Below are 24,823 nucleotides of genomic sequence, written 5' to 3'. Positions count from 1 at the left end.
CGTCTCCTTATTTATACTTGGTAAATAATTTTAAGGTAAAAACTTGAAATCTCATAAACTATCTTTTATTCTGCTCTCATTAATAACAGTTTTGATTCTAACATTTTGTACTGAAGATTCGACAAATCCTCCCGAAGAAGAATTAAATGATATAACCAATCCACCGGGTGGCTATATAAATGAAATAGGCATTAACTCGCAAGGAGATTTTTTTGCAGCAACTCATGAGGGCCTGTTTATTTCAACAGATCGAGGAAGCACCTGGCATTCGCAAACTTTGTTAATCGATTCAATTACAAGTGTAACAGAGATTAAAATAACTTCAGATGATTACGTATTCATTTCATATATCAAATCTGGAAATTCCCATATACTTCGTTCATCGGATAATGGAAATACGTGGATTTCCTTAAGTTCTACGATGACATTAATTCACCAATTCGAAGAAGATTTATATGGAAATATTTACGTTGCAGGAGATGGTTTGCATAAATCATCAGATAAAGGAAATACATGGGAAGTGTTATATACTGATAATCATATCTTTGATGTCTTTTTCCCTGATACTAGTTCTATCATTATAGGAATTTCGTTCGATTTCCCAGGACAAATATTATACTCTTCTGATAGGGGTATTACATGGGACTCAACTGGATATCAAATTCATGTAGCTTCCTTCTATTCACACAATTCAATGCTTTTTGCCGGTGGAGTATCAAGTAGTATATATGGGGGTGGCGGAATTCACAAATCAGTTGATGGGGGAAAATCGTGGAGTCTCTCTGGTCTTGGCACAGCTTCTACAACACAATATATAACGAATAGGATAAATAAATTATTTATTGGCACTGGGTATGGAATTTTTTCTACATCCGATGATGGAGAATCCTGGACGCATACCGTGGATACAGTAGCGATATCATATATGAAAGATCGGCTCGGTTATTTGTATGCAGGAACAATTTGGGGTAATTTTATTAGGTCAACCGATGATGGTAATTCTTGGCACAACTAAAAATCAAATTATGATAGAAACATTAACAAAACTCTTCATCCGCGATCTCGAAAAACTAAAAACAGAAATAACTTCCTACAAAGATGAAAAAATCGTTTGGAAAATTTCCGGAGACATTAAAAACTCAGCGGGAAATCTTTGTCTGCATCTCTGCGGAAATCTTCAGCATTTCGTTGGTGCCGTTCTCGGTGATTCCGGTTATGTAAGAAATCGTGATGCAGAATTCAGCAAGAAGGATGTTCCTATTCGTGAACTAGTGGCTGAAATTGAATCGACATCGAAGGTTTTACAAGAAACATTTGCCAAATTAAGCGAAGATGATCTTCAAAAAATCTATCCTATCAATGTCTTTGGTTATGAAATGACAACAGAATATCTGCTCACTCATATGGCCGCACATCTCAACTACCATCTCGGACAGATTAATTATCATAGAAGATTGTTAGACATCTAACTTTAAATTGCTTTTTTTGTCGCACTGATTTTGTAAATTTCGGTTAGTTTTTTCCTTTCAAACTAAAAATTATCGGAGTGCATCTATGAAAATGTTACAAGAATTTAAACAATTTGCTATGCGTGGAAATGTTCTCGATATGGCAATCGGTATCATTATCGGTGCTGCATTTGGGAAAATCGTTTCTTCATTCGTTGCTGATGTAATTATGCCGCCAATAGGTGTGCTGCTTGGCGGTGTTGATTTTTCAAATCTTGCAATAACTCTTAAGCAAGGTACAGATACTGTTCCGGCAGTGGTACTGAAGTACGGAACTTTTATTAACACCATCATCGACTTTGTAATAATTGCGTTCGCAATTTTTATGGTTGTTAAAGCGATAAACTCCTTCAAGAAAAAAGAAGAGGAAAAACCTGCTGCTCCACCCGCACCAACCAAATCGGAAATTCTTTTAGAAGAAATCAGAAACGAATTGAGGAAAAAATAAACTATCTTTTTATCTTTGAGCCACGGATTAGCCGTGGCTTTTTATTTTTAAAAATATGGTATCATGAAATATTTCTTAGCAATCATTTTTGTAGTCATATCATTATTCATTTCCTGCGGAAGAAAAGAATATACTGAGCAAGGCATACTCGAGATCAAAAAAGAAATTGATTCCTTACTTTACAATCCCGAGGCCGAAGAACATTTTAATTGGGGATCATCGGCTGCGTATTCTAATTTCAGAGCATATTTTCATAAGCAAAAACTGATTTTTATTAATGAAGATTTCCGTTACAGAGAGCCAGGAGAGGCATTTAACAGATACTATTTCAAAGATGGAAAGATGCTTTATTTTGTCGGAAGAGAACTAACTTATATGCCCGACAAGCAATTTAAAAATGTTGAACTGATGGTTGACCCCGATGGAAGTGTAATTGCCTACGATTATGTTATAAATGGACAAAGAACCGGGCTGGATAGTGATGATTCAAAAAAAATTATTGAACACTCCCGGGAACTTGAAAGGATAGTTTCAGAAAGATCTAAGATCGTCCGGAAATAAAATTATGGAGTATGATAGCCTGAACAACGAACAGAAAGTTCAGGTAGCAAAAGGCTTTGATGCGACACCTGAACTGATTCCATACATTCCTTTTCTACTGCAAGATTTGTTTGCGCTTGGCGCATCACCACAAATTATAATACAAACACTTAAATCACTCAATCTTAAAAAAGACTCAACTGTTCTTGACCTGGCATGTGGGAAAGGTGCAGTATCAATTCAAATAGCAAAGAGTCTTGGATTTTCTTGCAAAGGAATAGATTTATTCAAACCATTTGTTGAACTAGCAAATAGAAAAGCAATTGAAGAAGGTGTAGATCATTTATGTCAATTTGAAGTTTCCGATATAAAGACCTCGGTTCAAAATGAAAGAAATTACGATATTGTTGTTCTTGCTTCTGCGGAAACGCTTCTTGGAGAGATTCATAATGCAATTCGAGAATTGAGAAAATGTATTCGCAGTGGCGGATTTATTATCTATGATGGATGCTTTCTGAATAATGAATCTTCTTTGGAGAATCCAGATTATTCAGTAATAAAAAATTATGAGACGACAGTTAAACAGCTAACCTCATTCGGAGATAAGATAATCAATGAGGTAATAATTCCTGTTGAGGATACTATTAATATAGATAGAATGTACACCGAGGCTATTAGAAAAAGAGCAAAAGAACTAGCAAAAAAATATCCAGACAAAGAGAAATTATTTTTCGATTATGTAAAGAGACAGGAAGAAGAGTGTTCAATTATTGAAAATGATATCACCAGTTGTGTCTGGTGCATCAGGAAAACTGGCTGATTCACCTGCTGGACAAATAATATCTCACTCCAAAAGTATAATTCATTGCACTAAAAGCACCGGGTCTATATTCAGCATCACTCTGAGCATAGTTGTACTGAGCTTCAGCAAATGTGGAAAAGTTACTGTCATCCCAGCGTTTTTCTGCTACGAGTCCGCCAAATGCACCCCAGATATTTTCATTATCAACGCTTGAAATTACTCTGCCGGTTCTCAACCTTGCTTCCTGGTTTACAACCATAAATGTCATTCCTCCATTTATACCTAACACAAAATCATCAGTTACAAGAAAATTGTAAAGCAGTCCTCCGTTAATTATCAATTGGCTGAACGAAGAATTGACTTCCACAAAATCTTCCGAAAGCTGAATGTTGGTATTCAGGTATGATGTGTTGTAAAACGATTGAAAGTTTGATTGTGAGATATATGATGTTCGTGCATAGAGAAAAAGATTTTTTATGAGTGGAATCGGTATTCCAACACTTCCACCAAAAGCGAGCGATACAGGATTCTGTCCATCATTGCCTGATAGATTGACGGTTGCGACTCCGGCCATTCCACCGAAAAACACTGAATTGTGCTGCAGATAAGTCTGTGCGCCAGTATCAAATTCAATTAAAACAAAGAATAAGAAAATCGGAATAATTTTTTTCATAAATCACCTTTGTTTTTAACAAACGTAATAAATAATCCGGTTTTAGTCAAACTATTTTAACGGCTTATTCATTTGAAAAATATTTTTTTTAATTCAGTGCTACAGGTTTATATTTCGCCAAATTTTTTTTGAGATTTAAAACATCTTCCAACAAGCTTGCCTGAACCGGGCAGAATCAATATTAACAATTTAGGAATTTTTAATGATCGCCAATAGGGTTAATGAGATTGCTGTATCTGAAACTATGCACATCGCTGCGGAAGCAAAGAAGCTAAAAACCGAAGGAGTTGATGTAATAAATTTAAGTATGGGAGAACCTGACTTCCCTACTCCGCATAATATTAAAGAAGCCGGAAAAACGGGCATTGAAGAAAACCATACAAGATATACAATCAATTCAGGAACGGTTGAATTGAGAACAGCAATTCAGGCAAAACTTAAAAGAGATAATCATCTTGAATACAAGCTGAGTGAAATAATTGTATCCAGCGGTGCAAAACAAAGCTGCTACAATGCAATTTTAACCACCGTAAATCCCGGAGACGAAGTTATAATTCCTTCACCTTATTGGGTTTCTTACCCGGCAATGGTGAATCTTGCTGGTGGAAAAGTTGTAGTCATCGAGACAACTGAAAAAAGTGGATTCAGAATTACGCCTGAACAGCTCAAAAATGCTATCACACCAAAAACCAAAATATTCATCCTTTGCAATCCATCGAATCCAACAGGCTCAGCATACAACAAACAAGAGCTTGAAGCATTAGCTAAAGTTGCGGAGAAAGGAAACTTTTATATTCTCGCAGACGAAATTTATGAGAAGATGGTTTATGATAATTTTGAATTTTTTAGTTTCGCAACAATAGCCACACAACTGCGAAACAGAATAATACTGGTAAACGGTATATCGAAATCTTACGCAATGACCGGCTGGAGAATCGGTTATACTGCAGCAAACGAGCATATCATTGAAGGTATGAATAAGATTCAGAGTCACAGTACGTCACATCCATCTTCTGTTTCGCAGTTTGCTGCGATTGAAGCATTAACCGGACCTCAATACGTTATCAATGAAATGTTTGTTGAGTTCAGAAAGCGCAGGGAGTTTTTATTTAGCGAACTTGTTTCGATTAAAGGAATAACCTGCTATAAACCCGAAGGAGCATTTTATTTATTTCCAAATATTTCTGCATTTATGCACAAACATTCAAAAGTTCTCCAGGTAGAAAACTCTTTCGACTTTGCAATGCATCTTCTATATGAAGCACATATTGCCGTCGTACCTGGTAATGCATTCGGCGCAGATGGTTATCTGAGAATTTCTTATGCCACATCAATGGAAAATCTGAAGGTAGCGGTTATCAGACTCAGGAAAGCTTTAGCAAAGCTGGAAGTTTAATCCAAAATGAATTATGCGTTTTGCTGCTTGATATATTCTTGAAGTGAATCGAAGATAATTTCCACCGGCATTTCCACTCCAGTCCATAATTCAAAAGATTTTGCAGCCTGAGAAATCAGCATCTTCAATCCGCCAACAACATTTGCACCCTGTATCTCAGCAGTTTTCAGGAATTTTGTTTTGGTTGGATTGTAAATCAAATCAAATACTATGTGTTCATCATTGAATGAGTCATCAATGTCAGTGATTGTATCTTCAACATCCGGATACATTCCCAAAGTTGTAGCGTTAAAAATCAGGCTGGAGTTTTTTAATGTCTCAACATTATCCGGTGGAAAAAGTTCGAATGTATGAAAGGAATCGTATCTCATCTTCAATGCAAAATCGTTTGCAAGTGTATCAGCTTTCTGCTGAGTACGATTGATGATGTTTATTTCTTCCGGTTTGAAATATCGAAGCAGAGTATAAATTACAGCCCGGGCACTTCCTCCAGCACCAATTACGGTTGCTTTAGTTCCTGAAATTTTTTCTTTAAAGGGCAGCAGCGTTTCTAAAATTCCGTAAGCATCTGTATTGTAACCCATCAGTTTACCATGATCGTTAACAATTGTATTCACAGCGCCGATGATCGAAGCTTCCTCAGAAACTTCGTCAAGATATTTTATGATTTTTTCCTTATGAGGAAGAGTAACATTTAAGCCTTTCAAACCTAATGCAAGCACTCCGTTTACCGCAGCTTTAAGATTTTCGGATGGCACATCAAATGGTAGGTAAACATAATCAAGATTCATCTGTTCAAGTGCAAAGTTTTGAATGAATGGAGAATAAGAATGCTTAATGGGATGTCCAATCAAACCAATCAGTTCAGTATTTGCTAAAAAAGAATTTCTCACATTGCCCTCTTAAATCTGCCACTGGAATTCAATCCGCTGTCAGTTTTCACCCAGGAGCTTTTTGAACAGTTTGGAGGATTTAATTTCCGGATAATCATTAGTAAACTCTTCCTGAATGCTCGGATCCAATTCAAATGCTTTTTTCAGGCATTGAAGTGCATCTTCAGTCCTGCTGAGTATAAAATTAACTTTTGCTTTTTCATAAATTGCTTTGGCATCGTTTTCCTTCAGCGTAATACATTTGTCAAAAGCTTCGAGTGCACTGAGCCATTCGCCAAGTTCAACATAAGTCTCCGCAAGTGTAAACCATATATCGTAGCTTGCCGGCGAAATCTTCAATGCTTTTATATAACTATTAACTGCTTCTTTCAACTTACCTAAAGAATACTCAAGATCAGCTTTTGCGTACCATGCTTCAGCACTATCCTGCGCGAGTGTTACTGCTTTATTAAAATCTCGTAATGCAAATTGATACTTCCCTGCTGAATCATAGCAGTAACCGCGCGCCAGATACGCTTCAAAGTATGCATCGTTGTTTTTTATTGCTTCACTGTAAAACCTGAGAGCGTTTTTTAAGTCGCCGAGTTCTTCATATAAATTTCCGATATTGTAACAAGTAGTTTCGTCACCCGAATCCAGCTCATAAGCTTTCCTGAAACTTTCAAGCGCTTCAGGATATCGTTGCAATTCAGCTAGAATATTTCCTTTGTTGAACCAGGCGCTCGTAAAATTTTCCCTTATAGAAACAGCCAATTCATAGCTGTTGATAGCTTGTTCCATCTTGTTCATTTTTGAAAGAATAACCCCTCGATTGTACCAACCGTTAGGATTGTATGGATCTATCTCAAGAAACTTTTCGTAGGAAATTAAAGCATTTGAATAATCTTCCAGATTTTCGTAGCAAAATCCCAACTCGTAATAAGCTTCAGCATATTCAGAATTAAGCTTTAACACCTGATTAAAAAATCTGATCGCTGCTTCAAACTCCTCGTTTCGCTGATGAAGTATACCAAGGCTGTAAAGAGCATCTTCATTATTCGGATCGTTTGCTAAAGCTTTGTGTAGAGATTCTTTAGCCTGCTTAAACAGTCCAATATTCTCCTCGGCAATCGATCTGTCGACAAGCGCATCAGAATCTCCGGGGTTTAGTGACAATGCTTTATTGAAACACTCAATTGATTCATTGAAATATCCAAGTGCATTAAGGAACAAACCTTTTTTAATCCAGTATTCAGAATTGTAAGGTGCAATTTCAATCAGTGCATTTATGAGGTATAATCCATCTTCATTTAAATCATTATCCAGACATGCCTGTGTCACTTCGTCAAACATATCGAGATATCCATAAACAGATCCTGAATCAATTAACCGTTTACACTCTTCTATCTGTTCCCTGAGGTTCTCATTTTCGGAGGATTCACTAAAATCATACTCTTCATCAAAGAAGCTCATCCACTTTCCTTATTAATTTTAATTCCACAAAAAATGTATAACTAAAAAAAACTAAAAACAAGAACGCAAAGATTTGACAGATTAATAAAATTTTACTAAGCAAATACCAGGTATAAAAAAGCCCTGCTATTACAGGGCTGGCATATAATTATATTTTCTGAGTCATTTCCTTAAAACTGCCGTCACTTTTTTCGCAGCATCATCAAATGATTCGGCCACTTCAAAGTTGAGATGAGATTCTCTTAAAAGCACTCCGGCTTCTTTTGCATTTGTTCCTTCAAGCCGAACAACAATTGGAACAGCAACGTGCATCTCTTTTGCAGCATCAATAACTCCCTGTGCAACACGGTCGCATCTAACTATTCCACCAAAGATATTAATCAATATTGCTTTAACATTTTTGTCAGATAAAATAATTTTAAAACCGTTTGCGACTGTTTCTTTGCTTGCACCACCGCCAACGTCAAGGAAGTTTGCCGGCTCGCCGCCAGCAAGTTTGATAATATCCATAGTAGCCATTGCAAGTCCGGCACCGTTTACCATACAGCCAACGTTCCCATCCAACTTTATGTAATTGAGATTGTACTTCGAAGCTTCAATTTCCAACGGATCCTCTTCATCAAGATCTCGGTACGCAGCAATTTCAGGATGACGGTAAAGAGCGTTATCGTCAAAATTCATTTTTGCATCGAGTGCAACAACTTTGTCATCATTAGTTATAATCAATGGATTGATTTCCAACAGTGATGCATCTGTCTTTTCATAAGCATTGTATAGTGATTTTATAAAAGGAATGAAACTCTTGAACGCATTTCCTTCCAGACCAAGTGCAAATGCAAGTTTACGAGCCTGGAAATCACGTAATCCAATTGCCGGATCAATCCATTCTTTAATGATTTTTTCAGGAGTTTCCGCTGCAACTTTTTCAATCTCGACTCCACCTTCAGTGGATACCATTATTACGTTTTTGGAAACTGCACGGTCTAGGAGAATTCCGAGATACAATTCTTTCTTGTAATCAAGTCCTTCAGTGATGAAAAGTGTTTTTACAATTTTACCTTCAGGTCCGGTTTGATGAGTAACAAGCAAGTTGCCTAAAAATCTTACTTGCTATTTCCTTTGCTTTCTCAACTGAAGTTGTGAACTTAACTCCACCTTCAAGAATTAATTCACTTGGATTTTTAGGATTATACAACTTCCCTTTCCCTCTTCCACCAGCGTGAATCTGTGACTTCACGACAAATTGATTTATTCCTTTCTGCTTAAGCTGGAATATTGCCCCATCAAATTCTTCCATACTCCTGATAGGAACACCATCTTGAACAGGAACGTTGAATTTCTTTAAGGTTTCTTTTGCCTGATACTCGTGAATTTTCATTTATCTTTACTTTTAGTTAAAAATTTTAATTTTAATTAGCTTCATATCAATTTCGGATTTCCTTGAATGAAAAACTGCTAAAACATATATACTGTCTTCAATAATCTCATAAATTATCTTAAAAGGAAATCTTCTAACGACTTTCTTTCTATAATTATCAAATTCGATTGGATAGAGTTCCGGATTCTTATAATTTTTTGGATAGCATCATCTATACAGCGAGCAAATTCTATATCAAGTCCTTTTTGTTGATTTCCATACCACAGAATAGCTTCATTGAATTCTTCTTCAGCTCCGGGATGAAAAACGACATCTGATATCATTTAATTTTTCCTAAAAACTCATCTCTTATTTCTTCCCACTTTCTTCCATGGGTTACATTTATTTCATTACTTCTTTTAGAATATTTTTGCATCAGTTAACTCAAGTTGTCCTCGTTACTATCCCAAATTTCTTCAACCAAGAGTATCTTCTCAGAAACATTGAGTTTATTGATTTGATTTCTTAGTTCGTCATTCATTTCCTTAATCCTTTATCTACTTTTTCATTTATTAAAATAAAAATAGCATCTTTAACAACAACCTCTTTTGAGAACTTCTGCGAAGAGTTTTTTATTTCTCACTCATAAACGGATAACGCCAATCTTTCGGAGGATCAAAAGTTTCTTTTATTGTTCTGGCAGTCATCCATCTCAAAATATTCATAGCACTTCCGGCCTTATCATTCGTGCCTGAAGCTCTTCCACCACCAAACGGCTGCTGACCAACAACTGCTCCTGTTGGTTTATCATTTATGTAGAAATTTCCGGCAGCATTTCTTAATCTATTTGACATTTTAACAATTACTTTTCTATCCTGAGCAAAGATTGCACCTGTTAATGCATATGGAGAAGTTTCATCACAGAGTGTTAAAGTTTCATCGAGCTTGTTATCATCATAGACATAAATCGTTAACACAGGACCAAAAATTTCTTCTTCCATCGTTTTGAATTTCGGATTTGTGGTAACAATCGTTGTCGGCTCAATGAAATACCCTTTTGAATCATCAAAGTTTCCACCGGTTATTATCTCGACTTCATTAGAACCTTTTGCATATTTGATGTATTCGGTAATTGATTTGAAAGCTCCTTTATCAATTACAGCACCCATAAAGTTTGTGAAGTCTTCAATATCACCCATTTTAATTTTGCCAACTTCAGCAACGTACTTTTCTTTAAACTCTTTCCAGATAGATTTTGGAATGTACATTCTTGAAGCAGCAGAACATTTCTGACCCTGGTATTCAAAAGCACCGCGTAAAGCTGCAACAACAAGTGCATCAACATCTGCTGAACTATGAGCAAATATAAAATCTTTACCGCCGGTTTCACCAACTATGCGAGGATAGTACTTCATATTTTTTAGATTATCGGAAATAGTTTTCCACATATTCTGAAAAACTTCGGTTGATCCTGTAAAGTGAACACCAGCAAGATTTGGATTTGTAAATGCAGGAGTTCCAACCTGTCCACCGGATCCGGGAACAAAATTGATCACACCTTTTGGCAATCCAGCTTCTTCAAATAATTTCATCAGCCAATATGCCGAGTATACTGCACTTGAAGCAGGTTTCCACAAACTTACATTACCAACAATTGCCGGAGCAGTTGGAAGATTTCCTGCAATTGATGTGAAGTTAAAAGGAGTCACAGAAAAAATAAATCCTTCCAGCGGACGATATTCCAAACGATTCCACATTCCGCTTCCGGAGTAAGGCTGATCCTGCATCAACTGAGCCATATAAAAACTGTTGAAGCGATAGAAGTCAACAAGCTCAGCAGCCGAATCAATCTCTGCCTGATAAACTGTCTTAGATTGTCCAAGCATTGTAGCAGCATTTATTGTTGATCTCCACGGGCCAGCTAACAAATCAGCTATCTTTAAGAAAATAGAAACTCTGTGTTCCCACGGCATTTCTGCCCATTCCTTGCGAGCTTCGAGTGCGGCTTCAACAGCCATATCAACTTCTTTTTTACTTGCTTTATGATAAACACCAAGAACGTGACTGTGATTGTGCGGCATTACCATTTTTTCTGTATTGCCGGTTCTAACTTCTTCTCCGCCAATAATTAATGGAGCTTCAATTTGTTTGGATTTTAGTTCTGCTAATTTTTTCTTTAATTCTTCTCTTTCCGGACTCCCCGGTTTATAGCTTTTAACTGGTTCATTTATTGGTTGTGGTACTTTGAAATATGCATTTGACATAGGATTTCCTCATAAATAAAAATTGTGTTATGAAAATTACCGTTTTTGGTTTTGAGATACAATTTAAACTCACATAATTCAGATGAATTTTATAGGCGATTTCATTAAATAAAATTTCTTTGCAATTAATTTGATTGGCATTATTTTGCAGGCAGTTAAATTGTATGGAAGCAGCGAGAGAGGGCTGGTATCCATTCATCCCGAAAAATAACAATGCTTTTCCAATTTAAGCGGAGAAATTTATGGGTTCTTTAAAAGCATTTTACACAATACCCGAGCTTTATAAATTTTTAACTGAAGATTTTGGTCCTATAAAAGGAGGACATATTATCTTCAGAAAAGTTGATAATGTCTACAAAGGAATTACCTATCCGGAATTAAAAACGGAGACCGACTCATTTGCTTTCGGTTTGAACGCTCTCGGTCTGAGAAAAGGTGATTGTGTCGCACTTATTTCCGAAAACCGTCCTGAATGGGTTTATGCTGATTTTGCAATGCAGATGCTCGGAATAGTAAATGTTCCTCTTTATCCTTCATTAACTTCAGATTCAATAGAATACATACTCAACGATTCAGAATCGAAAGCAATAATTATTTCAACCGGATTTCAACTAAACAAGGTTCAGAAAGTTTTAAAGAACTGCAAACATTTGAAACATATTATAATTCTTAATGACCATGATGATGTAGCAGTTACAGATCACCTTTTCACGTTTGCTCAAATCCAGGAAAAAGGGAAAAGCATTCAGCACAGTAGTCCTGACTTACTGAAAAAATCTGCTGCAGAAATTAAAGAAGATGATGTCTGCACGATTATTTATACATCCGGGACAACCGGAGAACCGAAAGGGGTAATCCTGACTCATCAGAATATTATTTCAAATGTAAATGCTGCGCTAGATATTTTCCCAATTACAAAAGATGATGTGTTCCTTTCGTTTCTTCCTCTTTGCCATATATTTGAACGAATGGCTGGGTATTACACTGCGTTTGCCGCGGGATGCACAATTTATTACGCTGAAAGTATTGAAAAGGTTGCAACAAATCTTCAGGAAGCAAGACCCACTCTGATGACATCAGTTCCGAGATTGTTTGAAAGAATTCAGTCAAGAATTATTAAAAATGTAGAGAGTCAGTCAGTTACCAAACAAAAGATTTTCTATTGGGCTTTGGATTTGGGTAAGAAATTTTGTGCTGCAAAAAAGAAAGGCCCGGTTCCATTTGCACTCGCAGCAAAATATAGAATAGCCGATAAACTTGTCTTTAAAAAAATAAGAGAACGAACCGGCGGAAGATTGAGATTTTTTATTTCAGGTGGAGCAGCACTTTCCAAAGAACTCGGAGAATTTTTTGAAGCGGCCGGAATTCAGATTGTCGAAGGATATGGACTGACTGAATCATCTCCGGTGATAACAGCTAACAAACCTGATGACTATAAATTCGGAACTGTCGGCAAGCCTTTGCCGGGAGTTGAAGTAAAAATTGCTCCCGATGGTGAAATACTGGCTCGTGGTCCAAACATTATGAAAGGGTATTACAAAAAGAAGAAAGAAACCGAAGAGACAATCATTCACGGATGGCTCCACACCGGAGACATTGGTGTATTTGATTCTGAAGGATTTTTACAAATAACTGACCGGAAAAAACATCTGTTTAAAACTAGTGCTGGAAAATATATTGCTCCAACTCCGATTGAAAATATTTTTCTTGCCAGCAAATACATTGACCAGTTTGTATTGATCGGTGATAAAAGAATGTTCCTCAGTGCATTAATAGTTCCCGATTATGAGGCATTAAAAGAATTTGCGGATGCTCATAACATTCCTTATAAGAATGAATCCGACTTAACAAACAACGATCAGATTTATAAGTTGATTGAAAGTGATATGGCAAAACTTCAAAAACAGCTTGCGAATTATGAACGAGTAAGGAAGTTTGCTTTACTTGATAAGCCTTTCACAATAGAAACCGGTGAAATTACGCCGAGCTTAAAGATCAAAAGAAAAGTTGTAGAAGAAAAATACAATTATCTGATTGAGAAAATGTACTACGGCGGAATGGAGAAGGATTAAATTTTCTACTGTTTACAATCATTCCCGGGAGTGAAGAGATCCTGTCTACTGGACAGTTAGGTCGGGAATTCGATCGCAGATTCCGGACAAGCCGGAATGACTGACCGTTTCTTGTCATTCCTGCGATCCCGCACTAGCTGGAGAGTCGGGAATCTGACGACTGATACTCAACTCAATCAGCTAAACACCATTCAAAACATTAATCATCTTTTTATGGACGAGACTGTTCGTTGCCAGTATTCTCTTCGAATATATATCAATTTTATCACCATCAAAATCTGTAACAACTCCGCCGGCTTCTTCAACAATTAGTTTTCCGGCACATATATCCCACGGATGAAGTGATACTTCCCAGAAACCATCAAATACTCCGCTCGCTACATAACAAAAATCAATTGCGGCAGAACCGAGTCTTCTTATTGCGCGTACTTGTTTTAAAAATGCAACAAATCTTTCAGATGCCTTGTCAGGATTTTCTTTGATGTTGTACGGAAATCCGGTAACGAGAACACTGTGTCCAAGGATTTCATTCTTACTCACGAATATTTTCCGACCATTTTCAAAGCTTCCTTTTCCTTTTTCTGCTGAATAGATCACATCTCTCATAACATCATATACGACTCCGGCAATCGTATCTCTATTTTTCTGAACTCCGATTGACACTGCAAAGATTGGTAATCCGTGAGCAAAATTTGTTGTTCCATCAAGAGGATCAATCACCCAAAGATATTCAGCTGATTTATTCACTTCACTTCCCTCTTCTGCGAGAATTCCGTGGGAAGGATATTTTTTTCTGATGAAATCGGTTATCAGCTTTTCTGATGCTTTGTCAGTTTCTGTAACCAGATTCAGTTCATTTGTTTTAAACTCAATTGAATGAGATTTGCCAAAAGCATTTCTTATCAGTTCACCAGCTTCTTTTGATATTTTAATTATATCATCAATCATAAAATCGGGATTTTTTTTGTTACAAATATAAACGAAACAGCTTTCATCAATAACCTAAAGGTCCGAACGTCAAGCTTATTAAGAAATACTGTAACGAAACTTTCCTTGATAGCAGGTTGTTAATTAGATATATTTCGACCCGAATTTATGTTCAATAAAGGAGAAATTTTTTGGAAAATCTTAAGGATCTGGAAATCCATCCGTCCGAAAGCAATTCAATAGTAGATAGTATCCCTGAAGAAATGCCGATTTTACCGCTGAGAGATATTGTAATCTTTCCGTATATGATATTTCCGGTTCTTGTCGGACGAGAACAATCTATCAGGGCAGCTAATTTTGCGGCTGAGCATACTAAGTATATCTTTTTATCAACACAAAAAAAATCAGCGATCGAAGATCCTTCAATAAAAGATTTATATCCGGAAGGAACGGTAGCGAAAATTGTTCAGATATTAAAGCTTCCAAACGGACTAATGAAAATTCTTGTCGATGGTTTGTTCCAGGCAAGGATAACTGAGTTCACTAACAATAAAAGTTTCTTTGAAGGCAAAATAGAACTGATCATTCCAACCGTTGATAATGACCACGAAATGAATGCGATGATCAGGCAGATGACTCAGCTTTTCAAAGATTATGTTAAGATCAGCAAGAATGTTCCAAAGGATACGATTACAGCATTTGATAATATCGAAGAGCCTGACAGAAAACTTTTTTACGCTGCAGCTAATATCAATCAATCAATTGAAGTCAAGCAGACCATTCTTCAGAAATTTACTCTCAAAGAACAATATCTTGAAGTAATAAAAGTATTGAACTCTGAAATCGATATTCTGAGGATTGAAAAAGAGATTGATAATAAAGTCCAGGAAAACATTGCAAAGACCCAGCGAAAGTTTATTATACAGGAACAAATAAAAATTCTGCAGGATGAATTAGGTGAAGATGAAGACGCATCACCTGAGTTTGCTAAAATTCGGGATCAGATTAAAAAGGCAAAGATGCCGAAGGAAGTTGAAGACAAAGCTCTAGAAGAATTCAACAAGCTAAAAAAAACTCCGCCAATGTCTCCCGAATCAACTGTAATAAGAAATTATCTGGACTGGCTTGTTGGTGTACCTTGGAGTAAAAGATCAAAAGACAATCTTGACATCAAGCACGTTCAAAAAATTCTTGACCAGGATCATTTCGGATTAGAAAAACCAAAAGAAAGAATCATCGAGCATATTGCTGTTCTTAATTTAGTTAAGCAGATGAAAGGTCAGATATTATGTTTCGTCGGTCCTCCGGGAGTTGGTAAAACTTCTTTAGGTAAATCAATTGCTCGTGCTCTTGGTAGAAATTTTGTTCGTATCAGTCTCGGTGGCGTTCGTGATGAAGCAGAAATTCGCGGACACAGAAGAACCTATATCGGTTCAATGCCGGGAAAAATTATTCAATCAATGAAAAGAGCGGGAACTATTAATCCCGTAATTCTGCTTGATGAAATTGATAAGATGAGTATGGATTTCCGGGGCGATCCATCATCAGCTATGCTTGAAGTTCTGGATCCTGAACAAAACCACACTTTCAATGATCATTACCTTGAAGTTGATTACAATCTTCAGCAGGTGATGTTCATTACGACAGCTAACATTCGATACAACATTCCACTGCCTCTTCAGGACAGAATGGAAATAATTGAGCTCCCCGGTTATCTCGAATATGACAAGCTTGAAATAGCAAAGAAGCATCTTATTCCGAAACAATTAAATGCACACGGACTTGAAAATAAACACATTGAGTTCAGTGAGAATGCTATTAAAAAAATTATTGGTGAATACACCAGAGAAGCGGGTGTCAGAAATCTTGAAAGAGAGATAGCTTCAATCCTCCGAAAACTTGCTAAGGAAATTGTTGTAAAAGAATCGACAAATGGAAAAAGTAAAAAGAAAGCAAAGTATGTGATCAACGAAGAATTAGTTGAAGAATATTTAAAAACTCCGCGATACAGATATCAAAGACATAGTAAAGGAAATAAAGTCGGTAGCGTAACCGGTTTAGCATGGACAAGCACCGGAGGTGAGTTGCTTTCAGTTGATGTTACAATTATGAATGGTGCAGGTAAATTGAATCTTACCGGTCAGCTTGGAAATGTTATGAAAGAATCTGCGCAAGCCGCATTGAGTTATCTGCGTGCTTCTGCTAAAAGGTTAGGCCTGAATCCCGATTTCTTCAAAGGCAGAGAAATTCACATTCACTTGCCGGAAGGAGCAATTCCAAAAGATGGTCCATCTGCTGGTGTTGCAATGGCAATGGCGATGCTGTCAGCAATAAGCGGAAAACCAGCATCCAACAATGTTGCTATGACAGGTGAAATTACACTAACAGGATCAATACTCGCAATCGGCGGACTAACTGAAAAACTTTTAGCTGCAAAAAGAAATAATATTAAGACGGTTCTTATTCCAAAAGAAAATGAAATTGATCTGAAAGAAGTTTCGGATAAAGTTAAGTCAGGTTTAGATATTGTTACTATTGGACGAGCAGAACAGGCTATTCCCTATTTGTTTGAGGGTGTCACGATGAAGAAATCCACTGAAGCAAAAAACCGGAAATTAAAAAAGAAAAGTTGACAATGTCAGAGGAAATCAGAATTGATAAGCATCTATCTGAAGAAGAAAAGTACAGACTTCTGGTTTCGCAGGTTAAATCTCTTTTATCCAAAGAAGATAATCTAATTTCGAACTTATCAAATTTGACAGCAGCAGTAAGAGATACTTTTGACAAAATTAGTTGGATTGGTTTTTACCTTTTTGATGGAGATAAACTATATCTAGGACCATTCCAGGGAAAAGTTGCGTGCACAAATATTGAAATCGGGAAAGGTGTTTGCGGAACATCTGCCCAAAAACGGGAAACGATAATTGTTCCTGATGTTAATAAGTTTCCGGGACATATTTTCTGTGATAGCGATTCAAAATCAGAAATTGTAATTCCTCTTATAAAAGATAAAAAACTGCTCGGTGTGCTTGACGTGGACAGCCACAAGTATAATTCTTTCAGTGATATGGATAAAGAATATTTAGAGGAAATTTGTAAATTTCTGTGTGAGGAAATCTTCCCATCAACTAATAAAGATTAAATGAGCAATTTTGTAGTTACAGCAAGAAAGTGGAGACCGCAGCGATTTGAAGACGTTGTTGGTCAGGAACATATCACCAGCACTCTGAAAAATGCAATCAAAGAAAAACGTATTGCTCATGCATATCTTTTTACTGGTCCACGCGGTGTTGGGAAAACTACGACAGCAAGAATTCTAGCCAAAACTCTGAATTGTGAAAACCGAAAAGACTCTGAACCTTGCAATGAATGTGAAATGTGCAGGTCAATTCAGAATTCGCAATTGATCGATATAATTGAAATTGACGGAGCTTCCAATCGTGGAATTGATGAAATCAGAACTTTAAGAGATTCAGTCAAGTATGCACCAACCCGAGGTAAGTATAAAGTTTATATTATCGATGAAGTACATATGCTCACAAAGGAATCATTCAATGCTTTCCTGAAAACACTTGAGGAACCACCGGAACATATAATTTTCATCTTTGCAACTACCGATGTGCATAAAGTTCCTTTGACAATTATTTCAAGATGCCAGCGTTATGATTTCAGAAGAATTCAGCTTGATAAGATAAAAGAGACTTTGAAGATGATTGCCGATGAAGAGAAGATAAAGATTGATGATAAAACTCTGACAATAATTGCAAAGAAAGCAGACGGAGCGTTACGTGACGCTGAAAGTTATTTCGATCAGGTGGTAGCATTTTCAAAAGGAAAAATAGACGCTGAACTTGTAACTCAAATGCTTAATCTTATTGATGAAGAAATTTATTTCCTTATTTCTGATGCTGTTATTAATAAAGATTTCAAGATAGTTTTTCAGTCCTCAGAGAAGATTTATGAGAATGGATGGGACTTCGGGGATTTTATGGATGGACTAATAGAACATTTCAGAAATATATTATCAGTTGTAATAACTGGTTCAACTTCTGCTGTCGAAACCGCTGATATCTACAAGAAAAAATATCTGGAATATGCTGATAAATTTTCAGAAAGTGATATACTCAGGCTGCTGAATTATCTTAGCAAATCACAACAAGAACTTCGATATTCGCAGAATCAGAAACTTAAAACAGAAATTATCCTTAGTCACTTAGTTGCGCTGGAAAATTCGAGAACTATTTCAGAATTAGTCTCGGAAGTCGGTGCAGCAGATTCAAAAATTAACTCTGTAAAAGAATCAACTAAACCTTTGTACTCTTCGGAATCAACATCTAAAAAAAAAGTAGTCGATAACCAATTTAAGTCGAACAAATCCGAGCTGATTGAGAACCATTCATCAAACAAGATTGAAAGTCCTGCAACACAACCACATTATACTTTTGATGATGTTGTAAAAAAATGGGAAGGATTTATTGAATCCATTAATTCCGAAAAAGGATTTACTCTCGGCCCTGCATTAAAAAACTTCAGTTTACTTTCTTTAAAAGACAACAGCCTCTCGTGTTCTGCAAAGAATGAATCTGATCTAAATATGTTCAGGATTAACGAAAAGTATTTGACCAAAAAGTCCGAGGAATTCTTCGGTAGAAGATTTAATTTTTTAGTAAGTCACGCAGTAACAGCAAATACGAAAAGCCCAAAATCTGAAAAAGAAGTAGAACCCACATCTTCTCCCGACTCAGATCCATACGAAGATATTATCATCAACCAGCTTGGAGCTGAAAAAATAGGCTGAAAATTAGTTTTTCAGCATTTTTAATAGTATTCATCCCTGAATTTGCCACCTCCAAATTCTTTGATTTTGAAGTAATAATGAATATTTTTGTGGTCTATGTCAAATGGACTTGTTGTAGCAATTGATGGTCCTGCCGGTTCTGGAAAAAGCACGTCGGCTAAGCTTATCGCTCAAAAACTTGGATACATATACATAGACACTGGCGCAATGTACCGTGCGATAACTTACCTCGCTTTAAAAGATAGAGCAATCGGAGATAATTCCCGTATTATTGAACTGGCAAGGAAATGTAAAATTGATCTTAAGTTTGAAGATGGTAAAGTAATTGTTCTTTTAAATGATCAGGATGTTTCAAGAGAAATTCGTTCGGCTGAAGTGAATGCACATGTAAGCGATGTCAGCAAAATTAGTGAAGTAAGAAAAGTTTTAGTCGAAAAACAAAGAGAAATGGCAGCAGAAGGAAGTGGTGTTGTGATGGAAGGACGGGATATCGGAACTGTTGTATTCCCGGATGCTGATGTAAAGATATTCTTGACTGCATCACTTGATATTCGTGCAGATAGAAGAGTAAAAGAGTACCTCGAAAAAGGATCGAATGTTTATGTTGACGATATCAAAAGCAATTTATCAAATAGAGATAAAATTGATTCAAGCAGGAATGACAGTCCGCTTACAAAAGCAGCCGACGCAGTTGAAGTTGATACAACAAATATTACAATTGATCAGCAGGTAAAACTGATTCTTGACGAAGTAAAAAAAGTAGCAAAGAAAAAAAATATTCATATAATACTTAAAGATTAATAAACCGGCTAAATAAATATGTCAAACAAAACAAAATATATCTTAACTGTTCTTCCGGTTTTGGGCAGAAAGATATCTAATTAATTTCAGGAGGATTAATGGCCACTGATGTCAAAGTTAAGTCAACCAATGTATTAGAAGATTTCGAAAAAGCGAAAAACAAATTCAATACGTACGATTACACACAGGAAGAATTTGAACAGCTTGCGAATATGTACACCGAGTCTTTTCGGGATGTGAAGCAAGGTGAGATGGTTAAAGGTAAGCTTGTTAGAATTCAGAATGATAATGTAATTATTGATGTCGGATTTAAATCTGAGGGAACTATTCCAAGAAGCGAGTTCGGTGAAGATGCCAAACTTGAAGTCGGACAGGAAGTAGAAGTAGTTCTTGAGAGTGTTGAAGATCAGGAAGGAAACCTTGTTCTTAGCAAATCAAGAGCAGATTTCTTACGAATCTGGGAGAAAGTTTTACGAGCCCACGATACCGGCGAAATCATCGATGGTAAAATTATCAAAAGAATTAAAGGCGGAATGGTTGTCGATTTAATTGGTATGGAAGCATTCCTTCCGGGTTCGCAAATCGATATCAGACCTATCCGTGATTTTGATGCATTAGTTGGACAAACGATGGACTTCAAAGTTGTTAAAGTTAACATACCAACAGAAAACGTCGTAGTATCTCACAAAGTTCTGATCGAAGAAGAAATAGCAGATCAGAGAAAAGCAATTCTTGAAAGCCTTGAAAGAGGACAAATTCTTGAAGGTGTTGTAAAAGCTGTAACGGATTTCGGAGTGTTCGTTGATCTCGGCGGAGTTGATGGTTTAATTCATATAACCGACCTCAGCTGGGGAAGAATAAACCATCCGAGCGAAGTAGTTAAGCTTGACGAAACTTTAAAAGTTGTTGTCACCGACTACGATGAAGCTAAGAAGAGAATTTCGCTCAGTCTTAAAAAGCTTCTCCCCCATCCATGGGAAAATATTGATGAGAAATATAAAATTGGTGATAAAGTTGCGGGAAGAGTTGTTTCACTTACTGATTACGGTGCATTCATTGAAATTGAAAAAGGCATTGAAGGATTGATTCATAATTCAGAAATGAGCTGGACTCAGCACATTAAACATCCTTCACAGGTTGTTGCTATGGGACAAATCGTTGAAGCAATTATTCTAAGTCTTGATAAAGATGAAAAGAAAATCTCACTTGGTATCAAGCAGCTTGAGCCGGATCCATGGCAAACATTGATGATAAAATATCCAGTTGGTTCAAGACATACCGGAGTTGCTCGAAATCTTACAAACTTCGGAGTCTTCGTTGAACTTGAACCCGGCGTTGACGGACTGGTTCACATTTCTGATCTTTCCTGGACAAAGAAGATTCGTCATCCCGGGGAAGTTGTTAAGAAAGGTGAATCACTTGAAGTTATCGTTCTCAGTGTTGATGTTGAATCAAGAAAAATTTCTCTCGGCCACAAGCAGATTATGGATAATCCCTGGGATACATTCGAGCAGAAATTTGCTGTTGGAACTATCACAGAAGGAAAAGTAGTTCGAATAATTGAAAAAGGTTTGATTGCTGAATTGCCTGAAGGTGTTGATGGATTTGTTCCTGCAAATCAATTATCAACTTCAAAGCTGAAAAATCTTGCAAATCATTTTCCTGTTGATGATTCTATCCCAATAAAAGTAATCGAATTCGATAAGAGCAACAAGAAAATTGTGCTCAGCACTATTGCTGCTTTGAAGGATAAATCGGATAATGAAATTCTTGATTATCTCAACAAGCATAAGCTTGATAAAGTATCTTTGGATAGCATCAAGAATGCAGATACCGGCGCAATTGATTCTTCTGAATTCCCGATTTTTGAGATTCACGAAAGTCCAGAAGTAAAAAAGACTGAAGAACCTCAATAATCTTTTGATGATTAAATTTGAAAAGCGGGAATTCTCCCGCTTTTCTTTTAAGTAGTAATGAATAAAAAAGTAGCACTACATACACTCGGTTGTAAATTGAATTTCTCGGAGACTTCTTCGATCGGAAGACGGTTCCTCGACCGGGAATTTGAACTGGTAGATTTTCAGCAGTCAGCTGATGTTTATGTTTTGAATACCTGCTCAGTTACAGAATCTGCAGAAAGAGAATGCCGTCAAATTATCAGACGAGCACTCAGGCAAAATCCAGAAGCATTCATCATCGTTACAGGCTGTTATGCTCAACTTCGCCCTGAAGAAATAGCTAGGATTGAGGGTGTTGATGCGATTCTCGGAAGTAACGAAAAATTCAAACTCTTTTCACTGCTGGATAATTTTAATAAACGAGAACTTACCTGCATATCAGTCACACCCACAGAAAATCTCACTGAATTCGGCGTAGCGCATTCCACTGATGCTGATAGTAGGACGCGCGCATTTCTTAAAATTCAGGATGGATGTGACTATACTTGTTCATTCTGTACAATTCCATTAGCCCGTGGTGCAAGCAGAAGTCTTGAAGTAACAAATGTTATAAATGAATTTAAAAAATTACTCGATGCAGGCTATAAAGAAATAGTTTTAACGGGAGTGAATGTCGGAGATTATGGAAAAAATATCGACACAAATTTATTTAATCTTCTCAACGAGCTGATTAAAATCGAAGGTGAATTCAGAATTCGTATTAGTTCAATTGAACCTAATCTTCTTTCTGAAGAAATAATAAATCTAACTGCTGAATCGGATAAACTTTGTAATCATTTCCACATACCTTTACAGAATGGTAGCCCGCGTATCCTCAAAGCAATGCAGAGAAGATACACTGCTGAAGATTATTTCAAATTAATTCATAAAATAAAAGAACGTTTACCGAATGCGGGAATCGGTGTTGATGTTATCGTTGGTTTCCCGGGAGAAACCGAAGAGGATTTCATTCACACTCATAATTTTTTAAGAGATTTGCCTGTCTCCTATCTCCACGTTTTCACTTATTCCGAGAGACCCGATACAAAAGCAATTTCACTTCCCGGTTCAGTTGACGTGCAGGAAAGAAAGAGAAGAAATAATATCCTCAGAATATTAAGTGAGAAAAAAAGAGCAAAATTCTACGAAGAGATGATTGGCACACACCACAAAGTTTTATTTGAACATACAGACAAAGACGGGATGATTCAGGGATTCACATCAAATTATATAAGAGTTCAGCATGAATATAATGACGAATTGGCTGGTAAAATTGTCCCTATTTTTATTGATTCGATTACAGATGATATTTGCAATTGCCAGTTAATATCCACAAAAAATTCAGTTGATTTAGTCGCTGCAGAACTATAAACTTCAAATAAAAAAATATGAAATTATTTTCTGTCATACTTCTGCTTTCAACCACAATCATCTTTTCACAAACAGAAAATTCCAGATCGATTCAGGAACTAAAAAATTCACTTAAAGATTCTGAAGTGAATTATGAGTCATCATCTGTTTCTATCAATTCTTATTTAAGCAATGAAAAGAAAAGCGTTGGACTTGGAATAGTTTACTCGCTTCTTCTGCCCGGAATGGGAGAACTTTACGCAGATGCATACAATGTTGGAAAATATTTTACTATTGCCGACGGACTTTTATGGGGAACATTTATCGGAATGAATGCATATTCAAACTGGCAGGAAGACAATTATAAATCGTATGCTGCTTCAACTGCAGGAGTGATAAACGATGGAATTAAAGACGAAGATTTTTATGCAAATATCGGCGATTACACGAGCGTCTATACTTACAATGAACAGAAAACTTTGGAAAGAAATTTTAACGAGATGTACGATGAACAGGCTTATTTCTGGAAATGGAATACTACTGACGAGCGCAGAACCTACCGCGATATGTGGAATTCCAGTGAGACAGCTAGCAACGGAATCAGGTTTGTTGTTGGTGGTTTAATTTTGAACAGACTTGTAAGTGCAATCAATGCAGCAAGATTAGTTTCAGCGTACAATAATAATTTAGAAGAAGAAGTAAGCTGGAATTTTTCAGTAGGATTTATGAACGCACATAATTTACCGACAAGTCTTGCACTCCACGTGCAAAAATCATTTTAAGAGAATCATTTTTTTAGTCAAAGTATAATTACCGGCTTCGAGTTTATAAAAATAAATTCCACTTGGTAATCCCGAAGCAGTGAAACTCACTTCATAGCTGCCTGCAGATTTATATTCATCAAAAAGTATCTCAACCTCTTTTCCATTTACATCATATATTTTTAAAGATTGCCGACTGCTTATTGTAGACTGCCAACTGATTCTTGTAGTTGGATTAAAAGGATTCGGATAATTCTGATGCAAAACAAATTCATTTGGTGAAGTAGTATTTTCATCAACATCTGTAACCGCTAAAATTTTTACGGGGAACTTCGCTCCAAAATTCCATCTGTCTCTGAAATCAGGAATTGAATCCCACACAAGACTTAATCCGCAGGAATAAATTGTATCCCATTCGATTGCGGATTCGAGTGCTTTATATCCGAACTCCCAGTAGATTGTATCCTGTGTTGTAGGAAAAGGAAGAGAGAATGCCTGTGTAAGCTCATTTAATGTCATTGGATGCTGAGTTGAGAAAGTATCAACTAAAACCATTTCGCCGAATCTTCCTGCAACATTGTAGCCGCCTGCTTGTGCCGGACCGCCAGCCATAAACATTTTATATAAACCGGTTTGACCAACAATTAAGGAATCCGGACCTTCCACCCAAACTTTTACAAGCGTATCACGTTCTGTTGTATGACAAACGCATCCGCTGCCGTTAAGCTCCGTGCAGCCGATCAGAGTTGTTTCATCTTTGTTTGCAATTACAACTACTGAAACGAATGCAAGAAAAAATATTGCTAAAAAGTAGTTTATTTTCATCCTGAATGAATTTTAATTG

At 36.6% G+C, this 24,823-nt stretch carries 21 protein-coding genes and 1 pseudogene; 14 read left to right on the top strand and 8 right to left on the bottom strand.

Annotation, left to right across the window (positions count from 1 at the left end):
- Positions 1–43 precede the first annotated feature (43 nt).
- The 5 genes from IPM14_12980 (at position 44) to IPM14_12960 (ending at position 3,316) form a co-directional block, all read left to right on the top strand.
- On the top strand, positions 44–1,015 hold the full coding sequence (locus IPM14_12980; protein MBK9099009.1) for a hypothetical protein: 972 nt from the start codon (positions 44–46) through the stop codon (positions 1,013–1,015).
- A gap of 10 nt (positions 1,016–1,025) precedes the next feature.
- Positions 1,026–1,469, top strand: coding sequence for a DinB family protein (locus tag IPM14_12975; GenBank protein MBK9099008.1), 444 nt, complete (start codon positions 1,026–1,028; stop codon positions 1,467–1,469).
- A gap of 85 nt (positions 1,470–1,554) precedes the next feature.
- Positions 1,555–1,956: a large-conductance mechanosensitive channel protein MscL gene (gene mscL, locus IPM14_12970; GenBank protein MBK9099007.1), complete on the top strand. Its 402-nt coding sequence runs from the start codon at positions 1,555–1,557 to the stop codon at positions 1,954–1,956.
- A 63-nt stretch (positions 1,957–2,019) separates the two neighbouring features.
- On the top strand, positions 2,020–2,517 hold the full coding sequence (locus IPM14_12965; protein MBK9099006.1) for a hypothetical protein: 498 nt from the start codon (positions 2,020–2,022) through the stop codon (positions 2,515–2,517).
- 4 nt (positions 2,518–2,521) lie between these two features.
- Complete coding sequence (locus IPM14_12960; GenBank protein ID MBK9099005.1) at positions 2,522–3,316, top strand: methyltransferase domain-containing protein; 795 nt, start codon at positions 2,522–2,524, stop codon at positions 3,314–3,316.
- Between the two features lies 1 nt (position 3,317).
- Here the strand turns inward: IPM14_12960 and IPM14_12955 are convergent, their stop codons facing one another.
- Positions 3,318–3,971 (bottom strand): hypothetical protein, encoded by a 654-nt coding sequence (locus IPM14_12955; protein MBK9099004.1) that lies wholly within the window; start codon positions 3,969–3,971, stop codon positions 3,318–3,320.
- Positions 3,972–4,173: 202 nt separating this feature from the next.
- On the opposite strand from IPM14_12955, the gene IPM14_12950 reads away from it, so the two are divergent.
- The gene (locus IPM14_12950) at positions 4,174–5,367 is read left to right on the top strand and encodes a pyridoxal phosphate-dependent aminotransferase (GenBank protein MBK9099003.1); all 1,194 of its coding nucleotides are present in this window, start codon (positions 4,174–4,176) and stop codon (positions 5,365–5,367) included.
- 11 nt (positions 5,368–5,378) lie between these two features.
- On the opposite strand, the gene aroE is transcribed toward IPM14_12950, so the two are convergent.
- The 5 genes and pseudogenes from aroE to pruA all read right to left on the bottom strand — a co-directional run bounded on the left by aroE (position 5,379) and on the right by pruA (position 11,333).
- Positions 5,379–6,260 carry a shikimate dehydrogenase gene (gene aroE / locus IPM14_12945; GenBank protein ID MBK9099002.1) on the bottom strand — a complete coding sequence of 294 codons (882 nt, stop codon included), beginning with the start codon at positions 6,258–6,260 and terminating at the stop codon, positions 5,379–5,381.
- A 39-nt stretch (positions 6,261–6,299) separates the two neighbouring features.
- Complete coding sequence (locus IPM14_12940; GenBank protein ID MBK9099001.1) at positions 6,300–7,712, bottom strand: tetratricopeptide repeat protein; 1,413 nt, start codon at positions 7,710–7,712, stop codon at positions 6,300–6,302.
- Between the two features lie 162 nt (positions 7,713–7,874).
- A pseudogene (gene sucC / locus IPM14_12935) lies at positions 7,875–9,090 on the bottom strand (ADP-forming succinate--CoA ligase subunit beta).
- A 113-nt stretch (positions 9,091–9,203) separates the two neighbouring features.
- Positions 9,204–9,413, bottom strand: coding sequence for a hypothetical protein (locus IPM14_12930; GenBank protein MBK9099000.1), 210 nt, complete (start codon positions 9,411–9,413; stop codon positions 9,204–9,206).
- A gap of 288 nt (positions 9,414–9,701) precedes the next feature.
- Positions 9,702–11,333 carry an L-glutamate gamma-semialdehyde dehydrogenase gene (gene pruA, locus IPM14_12925; GenBank protein ID MBK9098999.1) on the bottom strand — a complete coding sequence of 544 codons (1,632 nt, stop codon included), beginning with the start codon at positions 11,331–11,333 and terminating at the stop codon, positions 9,702–9,704.
- Between the two features lie 242 nt (positions 11,334–11,575).
- Here pruA and IPM14_12920 point away from each other — a divergent pair, with 242 nt between their 5' ends.
- Positions 11,576–13,405 carry a long-chain fatty acid--CoA ligase gene (locus tag IPM14_12920; GenBank protein MBK9098998.1) on the top strand — a complete coding sequence of 610 codons (1,830 nt, stop codon included), beginning with the start codon at positions 11,576–11,578 and terminating at the stop codon, positions 13,403–13,405.
- 180 nt (positions 13,406–13,585) lie between these two features.
- Here IPM14_12920 and IPM14_12915 read toward each other — a convergent pair whose 3' ends face one another.
- Positions 13,586–14,353 (bottom strand): inositol monophosphatase, encoded by a 768-nt coding sequence (locus tag IPM14_12915; GenBank protein MBK9098997.1) that lies wholly within the window; start codon positions 14,351–14,353, stop codon positions 13,586–13,588.
- A gap of 242 nt (positions 14,354–14,595) precedes the next feature.
- Between IPM14_12915 and lon the strand changes: the two genes are divergently transcribed.
- The 7 genes from lon to IPM14_12880 all read left to right on the top strand — a co-directional run bounded on the left by lon (position 14,596) and on the right by IPM14_12880 (position 24,000).
- Positions 14,596–16,965: an endopeptidase La gene (lon, locus tag IPM14_12910; protein MBK9098996.1), complete on the top strand. Its 2,370-nt coding sequence runs from the start codon at positions 14,596–14,598 to the stop codon at positions 16,963–16,965.
- 2 nt (positions 16,966–16,967) lie between these two features.
- The gene (locus IPM14_12905) at positions 16,968–17,474 is read left to right on the top strand and encodes a GAF domain-containing protein (GenBank protein ID MBK9098995.1); all 507 of its coding nucleotides are present in this window, start codon (positions 16,968–16,970) and stop codon (positions 17,472–17,474) included.
- Positions 17,475–19,130, top strand: a complete 1,656-nt coding sequence (gene dnaX, locus IPM14_12900; protein ID MBK9098994.1) for a DNA polymerase III subunit gamma/tau — start codon at positions 17,475–17,477, stop codon at positions 19,128–19,130.
- Between the two features lie 96 nt (positions 19,131–19,226).
- Complete coding sequence (locus tag IPM14_12895; protein MBK9098993.1) at positions 19,227–19,931, top strand: (d)CMP kinase; 705 nt, start codon at positions 19,227–19,229, stop codon at positions 19,929–19,931.
- A gap of 98 nt (positions 19,932–20,029) precedes the next feature.
- Positions 20,030–21,847 carry a 30S ribosomal protein S1 gene (rpsA, locus tag IPM14_12890; protein MBK9098992.1) on the top strand — a complete coding sequence of 606 codons (1,818 nt, stop codon included), beginning with the start codon at positions 20,030–20,032 and terminating at the stop codon, positions 21,845–21,847.
- Between the two features lie 57 nt (positions 21,848–21,904).
- The gene (gene mtaB / locus IPM14_12885) at positions 21,905–23,239 is read left to right on the top strand and encodes a tRNA (N(6)-L-threonylcarbamoyladenosine(37)-C(2))-methylthiotransferase MtaB (GenBank protein ID MBK9098991.1); all 1,335 of its coding nucleotides are present in this window, start codon (positions 21,905–21,907) and stop codon (positions 23,237–23,239) included.
- Positions 23,240–23,256: 17 nt separating this feature from the next.
- Entirely contained in the window at positions 23,257–24,000 is a 744-nt protein-coding gene (locus IPM14_12880) for a hypothetical protein (GenBank protein MBK9098990.1), read from the top strand.
- Here IPM14_12880 and IPM14_12875 read toward each other — a convergent pair.
- Complete coding sequence (locus IPM14_12875) at positions 23,992–24,804, bottom strand: T9SS type A sorting domain-containing protein (protein ID MBK9098989.1); 813 nt, start codon at positions 24,802–24,804, stop codon at positions 23,992–23,994. The genes IPM14_12880 and IPM14_12875 overlap by 9 nt on opposite strands.
- Positions 24,805–24,823 lie beyond the last annotated feature (19 nt).

The sequence above is a fragment of the bacterium genome (genome assembly GCA_016716565.1).
Taxonomy (GTDB): Bacteria; Bacteroidota; Ignavibacteria; order Ignavibacteriales; family Ignavibacteriaceae; genus IGN2.
This window is presented reverse-complemented; position numbering and strand designations above follow the sequence as displayed.

Bases quoted from the DNA above. Each gene is read 5' to 3' on its own strand.
- IPM14_12975 (MBK9099008.1), top strand. From the start codon at position 1,026: ATGATAGAAACATTAACAAAACTCTTCATCCGCGATCTCGAAAAACTA.
- mscL (MBK9099007.1), top strand. From the start codon at position 1,555: ATGAAAATGTTACAAGAATTTAAACAATTTGCTATGCGTGGAAATGTT.
- IPM14_12965 (MBK9099006.1), top strand. From the start codon at position 2,020: ATGAAATATTTCTTAGCAATCATTTTTGTAGTCATATCATTATTCATT.
- IPM14_12960 (MBK9099005.1), top strand. From the start codon at position 2,522: ATGGAGTATGATAGCCTGAACAACGAACAGAAAGTTCAGGTAGCAAAA.
- IPM14_12955 (MBK9099004.1), bottom strand. From the start codon at position 3,971: ATGAAAAAAATTATTCCGATTTTCTTATTCTTTGTTTTAATTGAATTT.
- IPM14_12950 (MBK9099003.1), top strand. From the start codon at position 4,174: ATGATCGCCAATAGGGTTAATGAGATTGCTGTATCTGAAACTATGCAC.
- IPM14_12940 (MBK9099001.1), bottom strand. From the start codon at position 7,712: ATGAGCTTCTTTGATGAAGAGTATGATTTTAGTGAATCCTCCGAAAAT.
- IPM14_12930 (MBK9099000.1), bottom strand. From the start codon at position 9,413: ATGATATCAGATGTCGTTTTTCATCCCGGAGCTGAAGAAGAATTCAAT.
- pruA (MBK9098999.1), bottom strand. From the start codon at position 11,333: ATGTCAAATGCATATTTCAAAGTACCACAACCAATAAATGAACCAGTT.
- IPM14_12920 (MBK9098998.1), top strand. From the start codon at position 11,576: ATGGGTTCTTTAAAAGCATTTTACACAATACCCGAGCTTTATAAATTT.
- IPM14_12915 (MBK9098997.1), bottom strand. From the start codon at position 14,353: ATGATTGATGATATAATTAAAATATCAAAAGAAGCTGGTGAACTGATA.
- lon (MBK9098996.1), top strand. From the start codon at position 14,596: ATGCCGATTTTACCGCTGAGAGATATTGTAATCTTTCCGTATATGATA.
- IPM14_12905 (MBK9098995.1), top strand. From the start codon at position 16,968: ATGTCAGAGGAAATCAGAATTGATAAGCATCTATCTGAAGAAGAAAAG.
- dnaX (MBK9098994.1), top strand. From the start codon at position 17,475: ATGAGCAATTTTGTAGTTACAGCAAGAAAGTGGAGACCGCAGCGATTT.
- IPM14_12895 (MBK9098993.1), top strand. From the start codon at position 19,227: ATGTCAAATGGACTTGTTGTAGCAATTGATGGTCCTGCCGGTTCTGGA.
- rpsA (MBK9098992.1), top strand. From the start codon at position 20,030: ATGGCCACTGATGTCAAAGTTAAGTCAACCAATGTATTAGAAGATTTC.
- mtaB (MBK9098991.1), top strand. From the start codon at position 21,905: ATGAATAAAAAAGTAGCACTACATACACTCGGTTGTAAATTGAATTTC.
- IPM14_12880 (MBK9098990.1), top strand. From the start codon at position 23,257: ATGAAATTATTTTCTGTCATACTTCTGCTTTCAACCACAATCATCTTT.
- IPM14_12875 (MBK9098989.1), bottom strand. From the start codon at position 24,804: ATGAAAATAAACTACTTTTTAGCAATATTTTTTCTTGCATTCGTTTCA.